The sequence below is a fragment of the Rhodococcus wratislaviensis genome (assembly GCF_041228765.1).
GTDB classification, from domain to species: Bacteria; Actinomycetota; Actinomycetes; order Mycobacteriales; family Mycobacteriaceae; genus Rhodococcus_F; species Rhodococcus_F wratislaviensis.
The window spans coordinates 1367251-1383917 of the sequence record NZ_CP150488.1; the positions used below are offsets into that span (position 1 = coordinate 1367251).

18 protein-coding genes and 1 pseudogene are annotated in these 16667 nt (G+C 67.1%); 10 read left to right on the forward strand and 9 right to left on the reverse strand.

Annotated elements, in window-relative coordinates:
• Positions 1-83: 83 nt before the first annotated feature.
• The 3 genes from WKC72_RS06080 (at position 84) to WKC72_RS06090 (ending at position 3726) form a co-directional block, all read left to right on the forward strand.
• Positions 84-1784 carry an L-lactate permease gene (locus WKC72_RS06080; RefSeq protein ID WP_370182040.1) on the forward strand — a complete coding sequence of 567 codons (1701 nt, stop codon included), beginning with the start codon at positions 84-86 and terminating at the stop codon, positions 1782-1784.
• Positions 1781-3151, forward strand: a complete 1371-nt coding sequence (locus tag WKC72_RS06085; RefSeq protein ID WP_370182041.1) for an FAD-binding oxidoreductase — start codon at positions 1781-1783, stop codon at positions 3149-3151. The genes WKC72_RS06080 and WKC72_RS06085 overlap by 4 nt, the downstream gene beginning before the upstream one ends.
• Before the next feature lie 92 nt (positions 3152-3243).
• Positions 3244-3726 (forward strand): nuclear transport factor 2 family protein, encoded by a 483-nt coding sequence (locus WKC72_RS06090; protein WP_370182042.1) that lies wholly within the window; start codon positions 3244-3246, stop codon positions 3724-3726.
• Between the two features lie 14 nt (positions 3727-3740).
• On the opposite strand, the gene WKC72_RS06095 is transcribed toward WKC72_RS06090, so the two are convergent.
• The 5 genes from WKC72_RS06095 to WKC72_RS06115 all read right to left on the reverse strand — a co-directional run bounded on the left by WKC72_RS06095 (position 3741) and on the right by WKC72_RS06115 (position 6481).
• Positions 3741-4148 (reverse strand): hypothetical protein, encoded by a 408-nt coding sequence (locus WKC72_RS06095; protein WP_370182043.1) that lies wholly within the window; start codon positions 4146-4148, stop codon positions 3741-3743.
• Between the two features lie 49 nt (positions 4149-4197).
• Complete coding sequence (locus WKC72_RS06100) at positions 4198-4605, reverse strand: arsenate reductase ArsC (protein WP_037242878.1); 408 nt, start codon at positions 4603-4605, stop codon at positions 4198-4200.
• A complete protein-coding gene (gene arsB, locus WKC72_RS06105; RefSeq protein ID WP_370182044.1) occupies positions 4602-5696 on the reverse strand; it encodes an ACR3 family arsenite efflux transporter in 1095 nt (364 codons plus the stop codon). The genes WKC72_RS06100 and arsB overlap by 4 nt, the downstream gene beginning before the upstream one ends.
• Complete coding sequence (locus WKC72_RS06110; RefSeq protein ID WP_268788938.1) at positions 5693-6079, reverse strand: helix-turn-helix transcriptional regulator; 387 nt, start codon at positions 6077-6079, stop codon at positions 5693-5695. The genes arsB and WKC72_RS06110 overlap by 4 nt, the downstream gene beginning before the upstream one ends.
• Positions 6080-6148: 69 nt before the next feature.
• On the reverse strand, positions 6149-6481 hold the full coding sequence (locus tag WKC72_RS06115; protein ID WP_112299852.1) for a hypothetical protein: 333 nt from the start codon (positions 6479-6481) through the stop codon (positions 6149-6151).
• Between the two features lie 325 nt (positions 6482-6806).
• Between WKC72_RS06115 and WKC72_RS06120 the strand changes: the two genes are divergently transcribed.
• Entirely contained in the window at positions 6807-8084 is a 1278-nt protein-coding gene (locus WKC72_RS06120; RefSeq protein ID WP_370182047.1) for an APC family permease, read from the forward strand.
• Positions 8085-8164: 80 nt separating this feature from the next.
• Positions 8165-8632 carry a histidine phosphatase family protein gene (locus WKC72_RS06125; RefSeq protein WP_128640721.1) on the forward strand — a complete coding sequence of 156 codons (468 nt, stop codon included), beginning with the start codon at positions 8165-8167 and terminating at the stop codon, positions 8630-8632.
• A gap of 6 nt (positions 8633-8638) precedes the next feature.
• On the opposite strand, the gene WKC72_RS06130 is transcribed toward WKC72_RS06125, so the two are convergent.
• Positions 8639-10108, reverse strand: a complete 1470-nt coding sequence (locus WKC72_RS06130) for a CHAD domain-containing protein (protein WP_370182048.1) — start codon at positions 10106-10108, stop codon at positions 8639-8641.
• A 205-nt stretch (positions 10109-10313) separates the two neighbouring features.
• Here WKC72_RS06130 and WKC72_RS06135 point away from each other — a divergent pair.
• Positions 10314-10502: pseudogene (locus tag WKC72_RS06135) on the forward strand (WhiB family transcriptional regulator); the annotation flags it as partial.
• Here WKC72_RS06135 and WKC72_RS06140 read toward each other — a convergent pair.
• Complete coding sequence (locus tag WKC72_RS06140; protein WP_370182049.1) at positions 10424-11071, reverse strand: hypothetical protein; 648 nt, start codon at positions 11069-11071, stop codon at positions 10424-10426. The pseudogene WKC72_RS06135 and the gene WKC72_RS06140 sit on opposite strands and share 79 nt — an antisense overlap.
• Before the next feature lie 113 nt (positions 11072-11184).
• Positions 11185-11436 (reverse strand): hypothetical protein, encoded by a 252-nt coding sequence (locus WKC72_RS06145; RefSeq protein WP_037242862.1) that lies wholly within the window; start codon positions 11434-11436, stop codon positions 11185-11187.
• A gap of 293 nt (positions 11437-11729) precedes the next feature.
• Between WKC72_RS06145 and WKC72_RS06150 the strand changes: the two genes are divergently transcribed.
• From WKC72_RS06150 to WKC72_RS06160, 3 genes are read left to right on the forward strand one after another with little or no spacing between them, the layout of a single operon-like run.
• Complete coding sequence (locus tag WKC72_RS06150) at positions 11730-12263, forward strand: thiamine pyrophosphate-binding protein (RefSeq protein WP_037242860.1); 534 nt, start codon at positions 11730-11732, stop codon at positions 12261-12263.
• The gene (locus WKC72_RS06155; protein ID WP_081792725.1) at positions 12260-12874 is read left to right on the forward strand and encodes a thiamine pyrophosphate-dependent enzyme; all 615 of its coding nucleotides are present in this window, start codon (positions 12260-12262) and stop codon (positions 12872-12874) included. Before WKC72_RS06150 ends, WKC72_RS06155 begins: the two co-directional genes overlap by 4 nt.
• Positions 12875-12906: 32 nt before the next feature.
• A complete protein-coding gene (locus WKC72_RS06160) occupies positions 12907-14382 on the forward strand; it encodes an aldehyde dehydrogenase (protein WP_268792257.1) in 1476 nt (491 codons plus the stop codon).
• Positions 14383-14431: 49 nt separating this feature from the next.
• Here WKC72_RS06160 and WKC72_RS06165 read toward each other — a convergent pair whose 3' ends face one another.
• The gene (locus tag WKC72_RS06165) at positions 14432-15352 is read right to left on the reverse strand and encodes a LysR family transcriptional regulator (RefSeq protein WP_052033711.1); all 921 of its coding nucleotides are present in this window, start codon (positions 15350-15352) and stop codon (positions 14432-14434) included.
• A gap of 117 nt (positions 15353-15469) precedes the next feature.
• Here WKC72_RS06165 and WKC72_RS06170 point away from each other — a divergent pair, with 117 nt between their 5' ends.
• On the forward strand, positions 15470-16663 hold the full coding sequence (locus tag WKC72_RS06170) for a CaiB/BaiF CoA-transferase family protein (RefSeq protein WP_268788943.1): 1194 nt from the start codon (positions 15470-15472) through the stop codon (positions 16661-16663).
• The last annotated feature ends 4 nt before the right edge of the window (positions 16664-16667 follow it).

Genomic DNA, 16667 nt, shown 5'->3' on the forward strand with positions numbered 1-16667 from the left:
CGACGCACATGCGTTCTTGACAGTCGTGAGTACTTGTCTGACAATCGGTGAGCGGAGTGGCGGCAATCACAGAGGAGATCTCGATGTATCAACAGACACTGGACCCGATCGGAGGGTCGCTGGGATGGTCGGCAGTCATCGCGGCGGTGCCGCTCCTGGCGATGTTCGTGATGCTGGGAGTGTTCCGGTGGAAAGCGCACCGGGCAGCCCTGATCGCACTCGCCCTCGCGGTCTGCGCGGCGATCGTCGGCTGGCAGATGCCCATCGGACAGGCGGCGAGTGCTACCGCGGAAGGCGCTTTCTACGGGCTGTTTCCGATTCTCTGGATCCTCGTCAACGCCCTCTTCGTCTACAAGCTGACCGTCGTCAGTGGCTGGTTCGAGGAACTGGGCCGGGTGATTCGGTCGATCTCCGATGACCAGCGCATTCTGGCCATCCTGATCGCCTTCTGCTTCGGCGCTCTCCTCGAGTCACTCGCCGGCTTCGGCGCTCCCGTCGCGATCTCGGCGGCGATGTTGCTGGCTGCGGGCATGAAACCGCTCAAAGCCGCGTGCACCTCGCTCCTCGCGAACACGGCGCCGGTCGCGTTCGGCGCGCTCGGTGCGCCGATCCTGGCGCTCGCCGGGGTGACCGGGTTGCCGCTCGACGACCTGTCCGCCATGGCGGGACGTCAGACCCCGTTCATCGCCGCCATCATCCCGCTGGTGATGGTCTTCCTGGTCGACGGCCGCCGCGGCGTCCGCCAGACGTGGCCGGTCGCGCTGGTCGCCGGACTCGTCTTCGGGTTCGCACAGTTTCTCACGGCCAACTACTTCACGGTCGAGTTGACGGACGTGGTCGCAGCAATCGTCACCGTGATCGCCGTGCTCGGCATGCTGAAATTCTGGAGTCCCGCCGAGACCTTGGCGGCCACCCCCGACGTGCCGGCACGCGACGGCGGCCGGGCCCCCGTGGGCGCCGGTATCGGGGTCGGCATCACGACGGGATCGGGAGCCGACACGACGGCATCCACGTCACCCGGTCGTTTCGACCACTACGGGCGCGGGCGCCGCGCCGTCTATGCGCTCGCCCCCTACGTGACGATCATCGCGATCTTCTCCCTCGCTCAGGTGCCGGTCGTGAAGTCCTGGCTCGCCGATGTCGGCACCGTCGCCTTCGCGTGGCCCGGACTCGACATTGTCGATCCGGACGGAAACGCCGTCGGCGCACAGACGTTCAAGCTCGACCATCTGCGGGCGACGGGCACACTTCTGCTCTTGTCGGCGGTCGTGACCACTGTGATCTACGGCATCGGGATCCGGGAGGCGCTCCGCGCGTACTGGGACACTCTCGTGCAACTGCGGTGGACCATCGTCACCGTGACTGCGGTCCTGGCGCTGGCGTTCGTGATGAACCTGTCCGGTCAGACGGGCAGTCTCGGAATGGCGCTGGCCTCCACCGGCGGGTTGTTCGCGATCCTGTCCCCCGTGATCGGGTGGATCGGCGTCGCCATCACCGGTTCCGACACGTCGTCCAACTCGTTGTTCGGCGTCATGCAGATGACCGCGGCACAGCAGGCCGGGCTCGATCCGGTGCTGATGGCGTCCGCCAACTCCTCGGCAGGCGTGCTCGGCAAGATGCTGTCGCCGCAGAACCTTTCGGTGGCCGTCGCAGCGGTGGGACTTCCCGGCAGTGAGGGGGCCATTCTGCGCAAACTCGTCGGGTGGAGCCTGGGACTGCTCGCGTTCCTCACGATCATCATCTACCTGCAATCGACCCCCGTACTCGGATGGATGGTTCCATGAGTCTCGACGTACTGACCCCCGTCTCCGAACTGACAGCCGCCCTCGGCGACGCCGTCGTCACCGAACCCGACCTGATGCTCGCCTACCGGCGCGACCAATCGCTGCTGACCGCGGCGGGAATGCCGCTCGCGCTGGTCCGTGCACGCGACACGGACGATGTCGTGGCAGCACTGAAAATTGCTCACCGGCACGGTGTTCCGGTCGTCACCCGCGGCGCCGGCACCGGTCTCGCCGGAGCCGCGAACGCGCTCGACGGGTGCATCGTGTTGAGCATGGAGAAGATGAACGCCGTCCTCGACATCGATCCGGCCGCACGGACCGCAACTGTGCAGCCCGGCGTGATCAACGGCGACCTGGCGGCGGCGGCCGCCGAGCACGGGCTCTGGTATGTGCCGGACCCGGGCAGCCGGGCCATCTCGAGCATCGGCGGCAACCTCGCAACCAACGCGGGGGGCACCTGCTGCGCCAAGTACGGCGTCACCGGCGATCACGTGGCCCGCATCAAAGCTGTGCTCGCGGACGGACGGATCATCCACACGGGCGCGGCGACGCGCAAAAATGTTGCAGGGCTGAATCTTACGCAACTGCTCGTCGGATCCGAGGGAACCCTCGCGGTGATCGTGGAAGCGACCATGCGGTTGCGGGCGGCGCCCACCGCCGCCGCGACGGTGGTCGCCAGCTTCCCCGAGACCGCGCAGGCTATCGAGGCGGTGCTCGCGATCCGGCAGGTCGCCGAGCCGTGTCTGGCGGAACTGATGGACCGCACGACCATCGCCGCCGTCAACGACATGACGCACATGGGCCTCGACGAGTCCGCCGGGGCGCTCCTGCTGATCCAATGCGATGGAAGGGATTCCACCGCCGAAGCCCGGATCTGCGCGCAGGCCTGTGCCGACGCCGGCGCCACCGAGGTGTACGACACCGACGACCCGGTGGAGGGCGAAGCGTTCATGCAGGCGCGCCGTGTGGCACTGACCGCGTTGGAGCGGCGGGGCTCCACGCTGCTCGACGACCTGTCCGTCCCGGTGCACCGGCTACCCGAGATGCTGCAGGCCATCGAGGGCATCGCGACGCGCTACGACCTGACGATCGGCACGTTCGGCCATGCCGCGGACGGCAACCTGCACCCGACCATCGTGTTCGACGCGTCCGACAGCGAGCAGTCCGCACGGGCGCTGCAGTCGTTCGACGAAATGGTGGTCGAGTGCCTGGCTCTGGGCGGATCGATCAGCGGCGAGCACGGAATCGGAGTGCTCAAGGAGCCGCACATGGAGGCGATGGTGGGTGCCACCGAACGTGAGCTGATGGCCCGGGTCAAGGAGGCATTCGACCCGACGGGAATCCTGAATCCGGGGAGGGGCCTGTAGTACGGGGCGGGGCTCCGTAGTTTTCGGCCGCGGGCGGCGCGTCGTATGTCACTGTTGTGAGAGACCGAAACCCGCGGCCACCTGGAGTCGGTATGAACGTCGGTGCGACACGAAATGCGATCGGCGTCGTCGTTGCGGTGCTGGTATTCGGTGGACTGGCCGGATGCGGCGGCGACACGAGTGAGACGGTGTCGGCGTCGATGTCGCCGACCGCATCGGTCAGCGCCACCGAGGAGCAGGACGCGGTTCTCGCTCAGGAAGCGAGGTGGCTGACGGCCATCACCGCCGGCGACCGTGACACGATCGAATCGATCCTGAGCCCCGATTTCAAGCACATCACGAGTGAGGGAACACTGCTCGGTCGTGACGAGGAGATCGCGAGCATCGTTCCGGTGACGTTCACGATGAATGCCACCGAGCAGTCCGTCGATATCGTCGGCGACACCGCCGTGATCCACGGCGTCAACACCCTCACCGAGTCGGGCAATGTGCTGGCCCGTGAACGCTTCACCGACGTGTTCGTCAAGCAGAACGGCACGTGGATGGCACTGTCGGCGCAGGAGACCGCGATCTGACCGTCACCCGGGTGTCAGGGAACGAAGAACGTGCCGAAGCCCGGTGTGCCGATCGCCTGCGGGTCGACGAATGCGACGACCTGACCCGAGCCCGGACGAATGGTGACGGCTTGAGCATCCAGCGTCGGGAACGACGCGGAACCGGACGCACCCGTGCCGAGACTCACCCAGTGGACGACCGCGGAGTGCGGGTTTCCGTCCCCCGGCGTGCGGCGCACGTGCAACACGGCGACGCCCGGTTGGTCGCCGACAGTCGCGGCAAGGTGGGGCGTGGGCAGTTCGACGAGCGGGATGACGGGGTCGACCTGGAACGGCACCGTGCTCGGCGCGGCCGCCGCCGTTCCCGACGCGAGGAAGCCGGAGATCGCGACGGTCGCAAGGACCGTGGCGCCGACCCGTCCGGCGACGTTGAGTGTGGTCATACGGATCGACCCTAGTCACTCGACCGGCGGCCCGGTGCCGGTTCGCGTCTCAGGCGCTGGCGGGGACCAGCTCGGCGATCAGGGCTTCGACTCGCGCCTTGATCTCGTCGCGGATCGGACGAACCGCGTCGACGCCCTTGCCTGCCGGATCGTCGAGCGCCCAGTCCCGGTAGCTGACCCCGGGGAAGACGGGGCAGGCGTCGCCGCAGCCCATGGTGATGACCACGTCGGAGGTGTCGACGGCGTCGGAGGTGAGGATCTTCGGGGTTTGGTCGGAGATGTCGATCCCGACCTCGGCCATGGCCTCCACGGCGGCAGCGTTGACGGTCTCGGCCGGCGCGGACCCGGCGGAGCGGACCTCGATCCGATCACCAGCGAGGTGGGAGAGGAATCCGGCAGCCATCTGGGAGCGGCCGGCGTTGTGGACGCAGACGAACAACACGCTGGGCCTGGTCATGGGAGCGAACCTTTCGTGGCGGACGCGTGGAACCGGGAACGCAGCGCGAGCGACACGTAGACCAGTCCGACGAGGACGGGGACCTCGATCAGCGGTCCGACGACACCGGCCAGGGCCTGCCCGGAGGTGGCGCCGTAGGTGGCGATGGCCACGGCGATGGCGAGTTCGAAGTTGTTGCCCGCGGCGGTGAACGCCAGGGTGGTGGTGCGCTCGTAACCCAGACCCATGGCCGCGCCGAGGGCGTAGCCGCCGCCCCACATGATCGCGAAATACGCCAGCAGGGGGATCGCGATCCGGACGACGTCCCACGGCTGGGAGGTGATCTGGTCACCCTGCAGGGCGAAGAGAATCACGATCGTGAACAGCAACCCGTACAGCGCCCAGGGTCCGATCCTCGGGAGGAAGTTGCTCTCGTACCAGGTGCGGCCCTTGGCCTTCTCACCGAATCGGCGGGTCAGGTAGCCGGCGAGCAACGGGATGCCCAGGAAGATGAGCACCGACTTCGCGATCTGCCACGGCGAGGTGTCGATGGTGGTCTGCTCGAGGCCGAGCCACCCGGGCAGCACGGACAGGTAGAACCAGCCGAGCACCGCGAACATGATCACCTGGAACACCGAATTGATCGCGACCAGCACGGCGGCGGCCTCCCGGTCGCCGCAGGCGAGGTCGTTCCAGATGATGACCATGGCGATGCAGCGGGCCAGGCCGACGATGATCAGACCGGTGCGGTACTCCGGCAGATCCGGCAGCAGCAGCCAGGCCAGGGCGAACATCAGCGCCGGACCGAGCACCCAGTTCAGTACCAACGAGCCGATGAGCAACCTGCGGTCGCCGGTGACGGCTTCGAGCCGGTCGTAGCGAACCTTGGCGAGCACCGGGTACATCATGATCAGCAGGCCGAGGGCGATCGGCAACGAGATGCCGTCGATCTCGACGGCGCTCAGGGCGTCCCCGAGCCCGGGAATCATCCGGCCGAGGAGCAGTCCGCCGACCATGGCGACGCCGATCCACACCGGCAGGAACCGGTCGAGGGTGGAGAGTTTGCCGACGACGGCGGGGTGCCCGGTAGTGGTTGTGGTTGCCCCGCTCATGCCTGCGCCTCGGCGCACGCGGGGGACGGCACGGCGGGGCCGCTCTCGGTCAGCAGTACAGCGGACAGCTGCTGCAGCGCCGACGGGATCACCCAGTAATACACCCAGGTGCCGCGACGCTCGCAGTCGAGCAGGCCGGCGGCGCGGAGCACTTTCAGGTGGTGCGAGATCGTCGGCTGCGACAGGTCGAACGACTCGGAGATGTCGCAGACGCAGGCTTCACCGCCGGCGTGGCTGGCGATCAGGCTCAGCAGGCGCAGGCGCACCGGATCGCCGAGGGCCTTGAACATCCGGGCCAGATCCCCGGCCCAGTCCTCGGTGAGTGGTTCACGCGCGAGCGGCGAGCAACACGCACCACCGTCCGACAACTCCTGATTCGACATGCGTCGATATTGACAGATGTCGAATCAGGGTGCAACGCAGCGGACGGCCGGGGCGCGGATCAGGCCGTACTACTCGGCACGTCCGGACGGGAAGTGCACCGACCCGTCATTTCCGATGCAACCACCCTGAACCGGGCCGCTGCCGAAGAAGACGCCGTTCAGTTGCCCGCTTCCTCCGGGAGGGTTCGATCCGACTCCCGCGCCCCCGACGCCGATCGCCCCGCACTGGTAACTGTTGTTGTCCATGGGGGTATTGGGGTCGTTGTGGACGTGGAGTTGTGTGCCAGGTGTGTTCGGGTCTCCATGAAATGCCGGTGCCGCCGCTGCGACGCCTGAACCGAGCGCAAAAAAGGCGGCGATCGCAGCCGACGTAACCGCCGTGCGCAATGCGAACGTGTTCATCTGATGTCACCTTTGATTCGATTGTCGCCCGGCTTCTCACCGGTCGATGATTCTCGGGTTGGAAATGATTTCGGTGTATCCGTTTTCCCGATGAAACAATTATGGTCCGACCCGTTGGCGGAAATCACCCCCTTCGGGCGGTTATCGGTGTTTCGAGTGCGATGCCCGCACCAGCCGCGCCCCGACCGTCGCAACCCTGGCCGTGGCCGGCGATCCTGTCGCCGTGCCGAAACTGCTTGGTCCCGAAGGGTTCACGTGTGGGTCCCCGGCGAACGCTAGCGTTGGACTGCCCGACATCCGCACGTCCGAAGGGAAACTGCCACGCATGGCCGGTGACGAGGTTTCGGAAGGCAACGACGTGCACCCGCCCGCGAGGCCACAGTTGCGCCGCCGGTTGGGGGTGTTCGACTCGGTGATGATCGGCCTCGGGTCGATGATCGGGGCGGGGATCTTCGCCGCGCTGGGGCCTGCCGCGTCCGCCGCCGGTGGCGCCCTGCTCGTGGGGTTGGCAGTGGCCGCGGTGATCGCGTACTGCAATGCCGATTCCTCGGCTCGGCTCGCCGCGCTGTACCCGCAATCGGGTGGCACCTATGTCTACGGCCGTGAACGCCTGGGACCGTTTTTCGGGTATCTCGCGGGCTGGGGATTCGTGGTCGGCAAGACCGCCTCGTGTGCCGCGATGGCCCTGACCGTCGGCGCCTATGCCTGGCCCGGCCGCGAGCACGTCGTCGCGGTCGTCGCGGTCGCCGCCATCACGGCGGTGAACTACCTGGGCGTGCAGAAGTCCGCGCTGGTCACCCGGAGCATCGTGTTCGCGGTACTCGCCGTCCTCGCAGTGGTCGTCGTCGTGTGCCTGACCGGTTCCGACACCGGCTTCGACGGGCTCGCGATCACCTCCGGGCACGGCGTGGCCGGAGTCCTCCAGGCCGCAGGCCTCCTGTTCTTCGCGTTCGCCGGGTACGCCCGGATCGCCACGCTCGGCGAGGAGGTGAAGGACCCGGCCCGGACCATCTCCCGGGCGATCCCCATCGCCCTGGCGATCACACTCGTCGTGTACCTGTGCGTCGCGATCGCCGTATTGAACGCTCTCGGCGCCGACGCACTCGCTGCAGCGACGGATCCACTCGCGCAGGCCGTCGCCGCCGTGGGGTTCGGGGGCCTCGAGCCGGCGGTCCGGGTCGCCGCGGTGATCGCGGCGCTCGGCTCGCTGCTGGCCCTGATCCTCGGGGTTTCGCGGACCACGTTCGCGATGGCACGGGACGGTCACCTGCCACGTCTGCTCGGCGCCGTCCACCCCCGGTTCGCGGTGCCCTATCGGGCGGAGTTGGCGGTCGGTGCGGTGGTGGCGATTCTCGCCGCGACAGCGGATCTGCGCGGCGTCATCGGGTTCTCCTCGTTCGCGGTGCTGGTCTACTACCTGATCGCCAACGCGTCGGCCTGGACCTTGTCCGCGAAACCGTGGCCGCGGCTGGTGGCCGTCGTCGGCGCCGCCGGATGTCTCGTTCTCGCCGCGTTCCTTCCTCGTGCCTCGGTGATCTCGGGTGTGATCGTCCTCGGTGTCGGGGCCGTGATCTACGGGATCCGCTCGTCCCGCCGCACCTGACTGTCGAGAAGCCGTGGTGGCCAATTGTCGTCTCGCGTGGGAGTCTTCAACGACTATCCCTACGCCGGGAGAAGGTGAGAATGTTCGTCCTGGTCCGGCACGCCCATGCAGGCGAGAAGAAGAAATGGGACGGCCCCGACGCCGACCGTCCGCTGAGCCCGCTCGGGCACGACCAGGCCCACGGCCTTGTCGCGGCGCTGCGCGGCATCGAGATCGCGACACTGTTCTCGAGTCCCACCACCCGCTGTCGCCAGACCCTTCTGCCGCTCGCCGAGGCGGTCGGTCTGCGTGTCGCCGATCACCCACTGCTGGCACCGGACGCACCGCCCGACGAACTGTTCGCCCTATTACACGGACCCGAAGCCGACGGGGCAGCCTTCTGCACCCACGGGGAGATCCTCAACGCGCTGGCCGAGTTCGCGCGGTCGCGCGGCGCACCGGACGCCCCGCCCTCAGGGGCGACCGCGAAAGGGGGCGTGTGGTTCGTCGATTGCGGTGCGGGTCCGCCCCCGACGCTGCGGTACCTCGCGCCGATTCCGGCCGGCTGACCCCGACTACTCGCCCGCCGCGAGCCCGGCGGCGTCCTCCCGGGCCTGTCGCGCATTCTGCAATTCCAGGCCGTACAACAGGCCGAACGTGAAACCGTTCTCGCCCGGTGTCGTGCCGGCGCGGGCACCGAGCGTCCGGAGCGTCTCCGCGGCGACGACGCTGTCCTGGTGCTCGCCGAGAACGCGCTGCATCTTCTTGAACCGTGCCGCCTTCTTCTGTGCAGTTTTCTTCCCGAGAATCGGTGCGGCCAGTTCGGCCGCGTACCGGGCACGCTTGGCGGCCTTCCGCGCGCGGTGCAGGGCCGCGTCGTCGTCGCCGGCAGCCGCGGCGGCGACGCGTGTGAGCGCCTTGCGTTCGGCTTTCCGCACCGACTTTTCGATAACCCGGGGATCGTCGCCCGCCGCGGCGGTCAGCGGCGGCGTGGTGCGCCACCGCGCCAGGGTGGCCAGCAGCGCGCGGTAGCGGTCACCGTCGAGGGCTTCCATCACTTCCTTCGTACGACGGAGTTGCTCGGCGAGCAGATCGTTCTCGATGCGCGCGGAAACCGGGCCCAACACGAGTTCCGAAGGCAGGGCGGCGAGCGCGTCCGCGAAGCGTGCGCGTTGCACCTGCCGATCCCGCACCTCCCCCAGCAGTCCCGCGTACCACGAGAGTTCCGCGTCGAGTTCTGCCCGCGCGGCCGGCTCGAACAGGCGCCGGAACACCCGCAGCGTGCTGCGGAAACGTCGGATCCCCACGCGGGTGGGGTGGACAGGGTCCAGCCCACGCCGCAACCACACGTCGCCTGCCACGATCGCCTGGACTTGGGAATCCAGATAGTCGACGAGCACCGCTTCCACTGTCGTTCGCGTCGTGTCCCAGCCGTCGACCGCGAGGTGCGCGGCGGTGAGCACACGGCTGAGCTTCGACGGATACGGGGACGGCTGCGCACCACGGCGGGTGAGGCGTTTGCCGATCTTCCCGAGCAGTTTCTCGTCCCCGGCGTCGCCGAGCTCGACCTCCACCTCCCGCCACTCGCTGAGGACAGCGCGGTCACCGGCGACGGCGCCGCGCACGCGGTCGTCGGCCACTTCCGCCAGCAGACGGTCGTCCCGGTCGAGGAGTCGCTGCGTGCGTCTCACGGTTTTCAGCGTCGCCACCGGGTGCACGGGTTTGCCCAGTGCGACACCCGCAATCAGGGTCGCCAACTCGTCGGGAACCGCATCACTCTCGCCTGGAGGCACGCGAATCTCGGTGCGTGCTTTGTCTGCGGGGACCTTCAACTGCCATCCCACATCGGCGTCCCCGGTCCGGCGGCGGAACGTGATCTTCTGACGGAGCAGATCGCGGTCATCCGTGTCGTAGTAGACGCTGTTCAGATTCACCGTGCCCTGTTCGATCCGTCCCTCGGCAGGCAACACGTCCTCGAGATCCGGCAGGACGAACTCGAGCCCCACCTCGTACTTGTCTTCCCGCTCGCGCTGCGTCGACACCATGGATCCAGTCTGCACCCACAACGGCCGTGCCGATCTTCGGCGCGCGATCGGCACGGAGTGCAGTTAATCTGTAATCGGTGCAATCCTCGATCGCACCTCGCCACCGGAGCCGATGCGTCGCGAAAAACTCTTCGCAACTGGATCTTTCACTCATTTCACCGGAATGTACCCACATTCCCACTGCCCCGACCTGTGCTCGATCTTCGAGAGGGAGGCCGCCGCCCTCTGCAGGCACTGTCCGGTGCTGACGGAATGCGGTGCGTACGCACTCGACAACCGAGTCGAATTCGGCATCTGGGGTGGGATGACGGAACGTCAGCGCCGGGCACTGCTCGCGGAGCATCCAGGGGTCCGCTGGTCCGAGCGCTTCACGAACCCTCCACCTGTCGGGTGAGGAATGATCGAGCCAACCCGACGAACGAGAGCCACCCGGAAGTATCGGGAATCGCGACGGAAGGTCGGTGTGGTGACGCCGTACCGCTCGACGAACTCGTGTTGTTCGATGAATCGAAGGTCGCCGGACGTGCCGGGCGTCGAGTACTGCCGATTCGGCATGCGCCACGTGCCCGTGTCGGGCACGTCCCACATCTGCACGGTGTCGGACAACAGTTTCCAGCCGTGGTCGGTGTGCAGTTCGAGGTTCGCGACGACCTCGATCGTCGCGACCACTCCGCTCACGGACAGCACGGGCTGAGGGGAGAACCCCGGGTACCTGTCGACGTAGAAGACTCCTCGGCCGACACCGTTCGGCCCGATCTCGCCCTCCTCGGCCAGTGATCGGAGCTCGGCGGGAAGCTGCTGCTCGTCGAGCCAGGAGAGGGCGGTGGTCACGGTGTCACCCGGGTGCCAGACGGAGTCTGCGGAGACAGGCTCGTCGTCGACGAAGACCGTGAGCGTCTGGGGTGAGGCATGCTCGAGCATCGTCAGACCCCGCGCAGTAGGCGGACCGATGGGCGAAGCCATCGGGTGCGGGGTTACCTTGCAGCAGACGATACGCGGCTGCGGCATCGGTTCACCCGCCTCTGCCGCACTGAACGCGGCAGCGGCGCCGGCGAGCACCGCCCGATCGATGCGAATCAGTACGGCAAGGACGAGCAGCTGGGCCGGTCGACGATGGCCTGACCCTCGCAGAGCATGGCCTGCTCGTCGTCGTCGAAACGATCGCGCCGATCCCGGTCGCGGGCATCGCGGTCCGACTGTGAGACCGCTGCGACATCAGCCGCCCCCGACGAGGCGGGCATGGCGTGCGCGATTCCGGCTGCGCCGGTGACAGAGAATGCGACCGCGGCGAACATCAGGCCGGCGCGAAGGGCGGTGTGGCGAAACATGCGGAGTCCTTGGTGGTTGTGGTCGAGTATTCCTTGGCCACAACAACACTGCCTTCCGGACACGCGGTTCGACAGACACCCTAGGGTGCGCGTTGCCCACCCCTGTGCGAACGCCGGGAACACGTCCGGGCTGAGCGATGCCGTCGCGAACGTAGATGACCAAGGCCTGTCCGGTGGGTCCTTCCCGCGCAAACAAAACCTTTGATAGCAGTATCACGAAATTCTATTACCACACCGCCACCATGTTGTTTCATGATCTTTGGGAGCGTCCATCGTCATGAATCGGAGCACCCATGAATTCCACAGTCAGCGCACCCGGCTGGCAGAAGTCCGTCTTCGACGTTCTGCGCGAAGGAGATGTCCAGCAGATCGCGTACGTACCGGACGCCGGCCACTCGTACGCGATCCAAGCCGCGATCGCCGACCCCGGCATCGAAGACGTCGTGCTGACCACCGAGGAAGAGGGCGTCGGCGTTGTCAGCGGCGCCTGGCTCGGCGGGCAGCGCGCGGTCCTGCTCATGCAGAGCAGCGGAGTCGGTAACTGCGTCAACATGTTCTCCCTGCTGGAGATGTGCAAGTTTCCGTTCCTCACGCTGGTGACCATGCGTGGTGAGTACGCCGAGTTCAACCCGTGGCAGATCCCCATGGGTTCGACCACGCAGCAGGCCCTCGAACTCATGGGCATCACAGTTTTCCGGGTCGACGACCCCGATCAGGTCGGCGAGGTCGTCTCCGCCGCCTTCGATCAGGCTTTTCTCGCTGGTGAGCGCGTCGCAGTGCTCCTGGGTCAGCGGCTCATCGGACGCAAGAAGTGGGAGCGCAAGTGAACGTCAGCAACTCGACCATCGGAACCCTCGCCGGCGAACGCCTCGACCGACGCGAGTTCGTCGCGACACTGCTCGACCGGGCGCCGGAGGCACTGGTCGTCACCGGTCTCGGCTCCCCGTCCTATGACGTCTTCGCCGCAGGGGAGCGCGACCGCAACTTCTATCTATGGGGCGCCATGGGTGCCGCCGTACCCACCGGCTTGGGCCTCGCTCTCGCTCGTCCGGCCGAGTCCGTGGTCGTCATCACCGGTGACGGGGAACAGCTCATGGGAATCGGCGCGCTCGGATCGGTCGCGGTCAAGGCCCCGAAGAACCTCACCATCGTCGTCCTCGACAACGGGCACTTCGGCGAAACGGGCATGCAGCGCAGCCACTCCAGTCTCGGAGCCGATCTGGCGGGCATCGCGTCGTCGTTCGGCATTGCCCGCACCGAACGGGTCCGCGACATCGCCGACGTCGACCGTGTCGCACAGATCGTCACCGCCCGCGAGGGTACGACCTTCGTTCAGGTGTTCATCGAGCAGACCGAGCCGCCGCGCGCCCTTCCGCCCCGCGACGGCACGGCGGTGAAAAACAAGTTCCGCGCCGCGCTCGGCCTCGACACGTTCTGATGGCCGACGCCGAACCGAGAGAGAACCCTGCCATGCAGAAATACCTGCTCCACATCGGCGGGCAGCAGCGCCCGTCCGCTGACGAGACGTACTTCGAGACCGACAACCCCTTCACCGGCCGGCCGTGGGCGCAGATCGCGCGCGGGCAGGCCGAGGACGTCGAGGACGCCGTCCAGGTCGCGCACCGTGCCATGACCACCGGGTCGTGGGCGACGATGAGTCCCAGCGCCCGCGGTCTGATCCTGCAGCGCGTCGCCGACGCGCTCGAGGAGAACGCCGAACTCCTCGCCCGCACCGAGGTCCGGGACAACGGCAAGCTCTACAGCGAAATGCTCGGCCAGTGCCGGTATCTCGCGCAGTGGTACCGGTACTACGGTGGTCTCGCCGACAAGATCGAAGGCCGCGTCGTTCCCGTCGACAAGCCGGGATACTTCACCTACACCCGGCGCGAGCCGATCGGGGTCGTCGGAATCGTCACCCCGTGGAACTCGCCGCTGCTGTTGCTCACCTGGAAGCTGGCACCCGCGTTGGCCGCTGGCTGTTCGGTGGTCGTCAAGCCCTCCGAATACACCTCCGCCTCCACCCTCGAATTCGTTCGTATCCTCGAACAGGCAGGCCTGCCGGCGGGAGTGGTCAACGTGGTCACCGGATTCGGGCCCGACGTGGGAGGGCCGCTGGTCGACCACCCCCTGGTGCGCAAGGTCGGCTTCACCGGCTCGGACGCGACCGGGCGGCACATCGGGGCCGCGGCGGCGCGCGGTCTCAAGCGGGTTTCGCTCGAACTCGGCGGCAAGTCACCGAACATCGTCTTTGCCGACGCCGATCTCGACGCCGCGGTCAACGGCGCGGTCTCGGGAATTTTCGCCGCGTCCGGTCAGACCTGCATTGCCGGAAGCCGGCTTCTGGTGCAGCGATCCGTGCACGACGAGGTCGTCGCCAAGCTGGTCGCGCTTGCCTCCACAGCGCGCATCGGTGACCCGATGTCCCCCGACACCCAGGTCGGTCCGATCACGACTCGTGACCAGCACAAGAAGGTGCTCGAGTACATCGACATCGCCACCGCCGAGGGTGCACAACTCGCGCTCGGGGGCGGCGTGGCCACCGGCACCGGAACCGATGGGTGGTTCGTACAGCCGACAGTGTTCACCGGGGTGAGCAATCAATCCCGGTTGGCGCAAGAGGAAGTCTTCGGCCCGGTGCTGGCGGTGATCCCGTTCGACACCGAAGACGAGGCGATCGCCATTGCCAACGACTCGAAGTACGGTCTCGGTGCCGGTGTCTGGACCACCGACCTGCCCCGCGCGTTCCGCATGGCGGAGGCGATCGAGTCCGGGACGGTCTGGGTCAACACCTACCGCGCGGTCAGCTTCATGCTGCCGTTCGGCGGGGTGAAGGACTCCGGTATCGGCCGGGAAAACGGTGCCGAGGCAATCGACGAGTACCTCGAAACCAAGAGCGTGTGGATCAACATCGGAGCACCGACCGGAAACCCGTTCGTCCTGCGCTGACCCCCGGCGCCGGGGGTGTCTTCGACTGAGAGCTGGACGGCCGGCACGATCACCCGCGTCGAGGAGGCCCGGCGGGTCCCGTGGTGTTCTCGACGAGCGTCTCGAGGACGAACCTGTGAAAGCCTTCGGCGACCGAGGAGGTGAGGGGCCGATCGGCCTGGATCATGCCGATCGTTCGCCACGCATCGCGATCACGCAATTCGATCAGTGTAGTTCCGTCGGGAGGGTCCGCGGCCGCAGATGGAGCAGGCACAACTCCCACGCCCACTCCGGCCGCGATCATGGCGCGCATCGTGCCGACCTCGGTGACCGAGAACGCGATTCGCGGGGCGAAGCCGGCAGCTCGGGCGAGACGGTCGGTGAGCTGGCGCAGCCCGTACTCCGGCGTGAGAGCCACGAAATCGTCTTCGGCGACCTCGGCGAAACTCACCGTTTTGCGGCGAGCCAGCCGGTGACGGACAGGAACGAGCAAGCGAACCGGTTCGGTGGCCACTGGTGTCCACACGAGGTCGTCGACGGAGGGCTCGGGGGCTACGAAACCGAGATCGGACCGGCCGACCCGGATGTCGTCGGCAACCGAATCTGCTGCAGCACCGCGTAGTTCGAATCTCACCTTGGGATGTTCGGCGCGATACCTGCTGATCAGTTCCGGCACGAGCCACTCGCCGAGGCTGTGCAGGAAGCAGAGGGAGACGGTGCCCTCGTTCGGATCTGCCAGGGTGCTGATCCGGTTGTGCGCGGAATCCACTTCGCTCAATGCGCGCAACGCATGTGCGCGAAGAATCTCGCCGTACCGGTTGAGATGGAGCCGATTGTGCCGCCGGTCGAACAACCGCACCCCGAACCCCGTCTCCAGCCGGGCTATGGCCCGCGACAACGTCGGTTGCGTGACGTGCATCTCCGCGGCGACAGCGGTGATGTTCTCCGATTCGGTGAGGGCGACGAACCATCGCAACTCCTGCAAGTTCACTGCCTGAGCTTATACGCGGAACGTATGAGGATCGGCGGATATCGGCATTTCACAAACACACGCAGGGGCGCGACAGTGAAACAGCACTGACACGACCGACCCGGCAAGGAGAATGACGTGAGTACCGAGCGTTCGGATTTTGCTCCCCACCCTGTGCATCGCCCATTGGAGGGTGTCGTGGTGGTCTCGCTCGAACAGGCGATCGCGGCACCGTTCGCGACCCGGCACCTCGCCGACCTCGGTGCTCGGGTAATCAAGATCGAACGCCCCGGTGTCGGAGATCTCGCACGCGGATACGACCGAACGGTCCAGGGGATGGCGAGCCATTTCGTGTGGACGAACCGCGGGAAGGAGAGCATCGAGCTCGACGTTCGCTCGGAGGAGGGCAACCGGATCCTGCACCAACTCGTCGACCGCGCCGACGTCCTCGTCCAGAACCTGGCACCCGGCGCTGCCGGACGCCTCGGCATCGGGGCCGAGCGCTTGCGGGATACCCACCCGAACCTGATCACGTGCGATATCTCCGGATACGGCCGCGGCGGCCCCTACGAGGCACGCAAGGCCTACGACCTGCTGATCCAATGCGAGGCCGGACTGGTGTCGATCACCGGAACCGAGGACGAGCCCTCGAAGGTCGGACTGTCCATCGCGGACATCTGCGCCGGCATGTACGCCTACTCGGGGATCCTCACCGCCTTGCTCGATCGTGGGCGGACCGGCCGGGGCGCCAACCTCGAGATCTCGATGCTCGAGGCGCTCGGCGAGTGGATGGGGTACGCCGACTACTACGCCCGATACGGCGGATCGGCGCCGAAGCGGACGGGAGCGAGCCACGCGACCATCGCGCCGTACGGACCGTTCACTGCGGCGGACGGGGAGGTCGTCAACCTGGGTTTGCAGAACGAACGCGAATGGGACGTGTTCTGTCGTGTCGTGCTGCAGGCGCCGGAGCTGATCGACGATCCGCGGTTCGTCACCAACGCCGACCGGGTCGCGCACCGCGCCGACCTCGATGGCGTCATCGACGACGTTGCCGCAGGCCTCACCGGCGCGGACCTCGTCGACAGGTTGGAAGCGGCGAAGATCGCGTATGCCCGGCAGCGCACGATGGACGAGTTCGCCGAGCACCCGCAGCTCGTGGCACGCTCCCGGTGGGCACAATTCGAATCCCCCGTCGGACCGCTCGAAGGACTACTCCCCCCGGTGACGGTGATGGGCGCCGAACACGAGATGCGCCCCGTACCCGGTCTGGGGGAACACACCGACAGCATCCTGACGTGGCTCGGCGAGTACGCAGCGGTCAGGTCCTGAACAC

Coding starts and splice junctions, on each gene's coding strand:
- WKC72_RS06145 (WP_037242862.1), bottom strand. CDS start 11,436: ATGTTTCGCCACACCGCCCTTCGCGCCGGCCTGATGTTCGCCGCGGTC.
- WKC72_RS06115 (WP_112299852.1), bottom strand. CDS start 6,481: ATGAACACGTTCGCATTGCGCACGGCGGTTACGTCGGCTGCGATCGCC.
- WKC72_RS06160 (WP_268792257.1), top strand. CDS start 12,907: ATGCAGAAATACCTGCTCCACATCGGCGGGCAGCAGCGCCCGTCCGCT.
- WKC72_RS06080 (WP_370182040.1), top strand. CDS start 84: ATGTATCAACAGACACTGGACCCGATCGGAGGGTCGCTGGGATGGTCG.
- arsB (WP_370182044.1), bottom strand. CDS start 5,696: ATGAGCGGGGCAACCACAACCACTACCGGGCACCCCGCCGTCGTCGGC.
- WKC72_RS06140 (WP_370182049.1), bottom strand. CDS start 11,071: ATGGCTTCGCCCATCGGTCCGCCTACTGCGCGGGGTCTGACGATGCTC.
- WKC72_RS06125 (WP_128640721.1), top strand. CDS start 8,165: ATGTTCGTCCTGGTCCGGCACGCCCATGCAGGCGAGAAGAAGAAATGG.
- WKC72_RS06120 (WP_370182047.1), top strand. CDS start 6,807: ATGGCCGGTGACGAGGTTTCGGAAGGCAACGACGTGCACCCGCCCGCG.
- WKC72_RS06090 (WP_370182042.1), top strand. CDS start 3,244: ATGAACGTCGGTGCGACACGAAATGCGATCGGCGTCGTCGTTGCGGTG.
- WKC72_RS06150 (WP_037242860.1), top strand. CDS start 11,730: ATGAATTCCACAGTCAGCGCACCCGGCTGGCAGAAGTCCGTCTTCGAC.
- WKC72_RS06100 (WP_037242878.1), bottom strand. CDS start 4,605: ATGACCAGGCCCAGCGTGTTGTTCGTCTGCGTCCACAACGCCGGCCGC.
- WKC72_RS06130 (WP_370182048.1), bottom strand. CDS start 10,108: ATGGTGTCGACGCAGCGCGAGCGGGAAGACAAGTACGAGGTGGGGCTC.
- WKC72_RS06110 (WP_268788938.1), bottom strand. CDS start 6,079: ATGTCGAATCAGGAGTTGTCGGACGGTGGTGCGTGTTGCTCGCCGCTC.
- WKC72_RS06085 (WP_370182041.1), top strand. CDS start 1,781: ATGAGTCTCGACGTACTGACCCCCGTCTCCGAACTGACAGCCGCCCTC.
- WKC72_RS06095 (WP_370182043.1), bottom strand. CDS start 4,148: ATGACCACACTCAACGTCGCCGGACGGGTCGGCGCCACGGTCCTTGCG.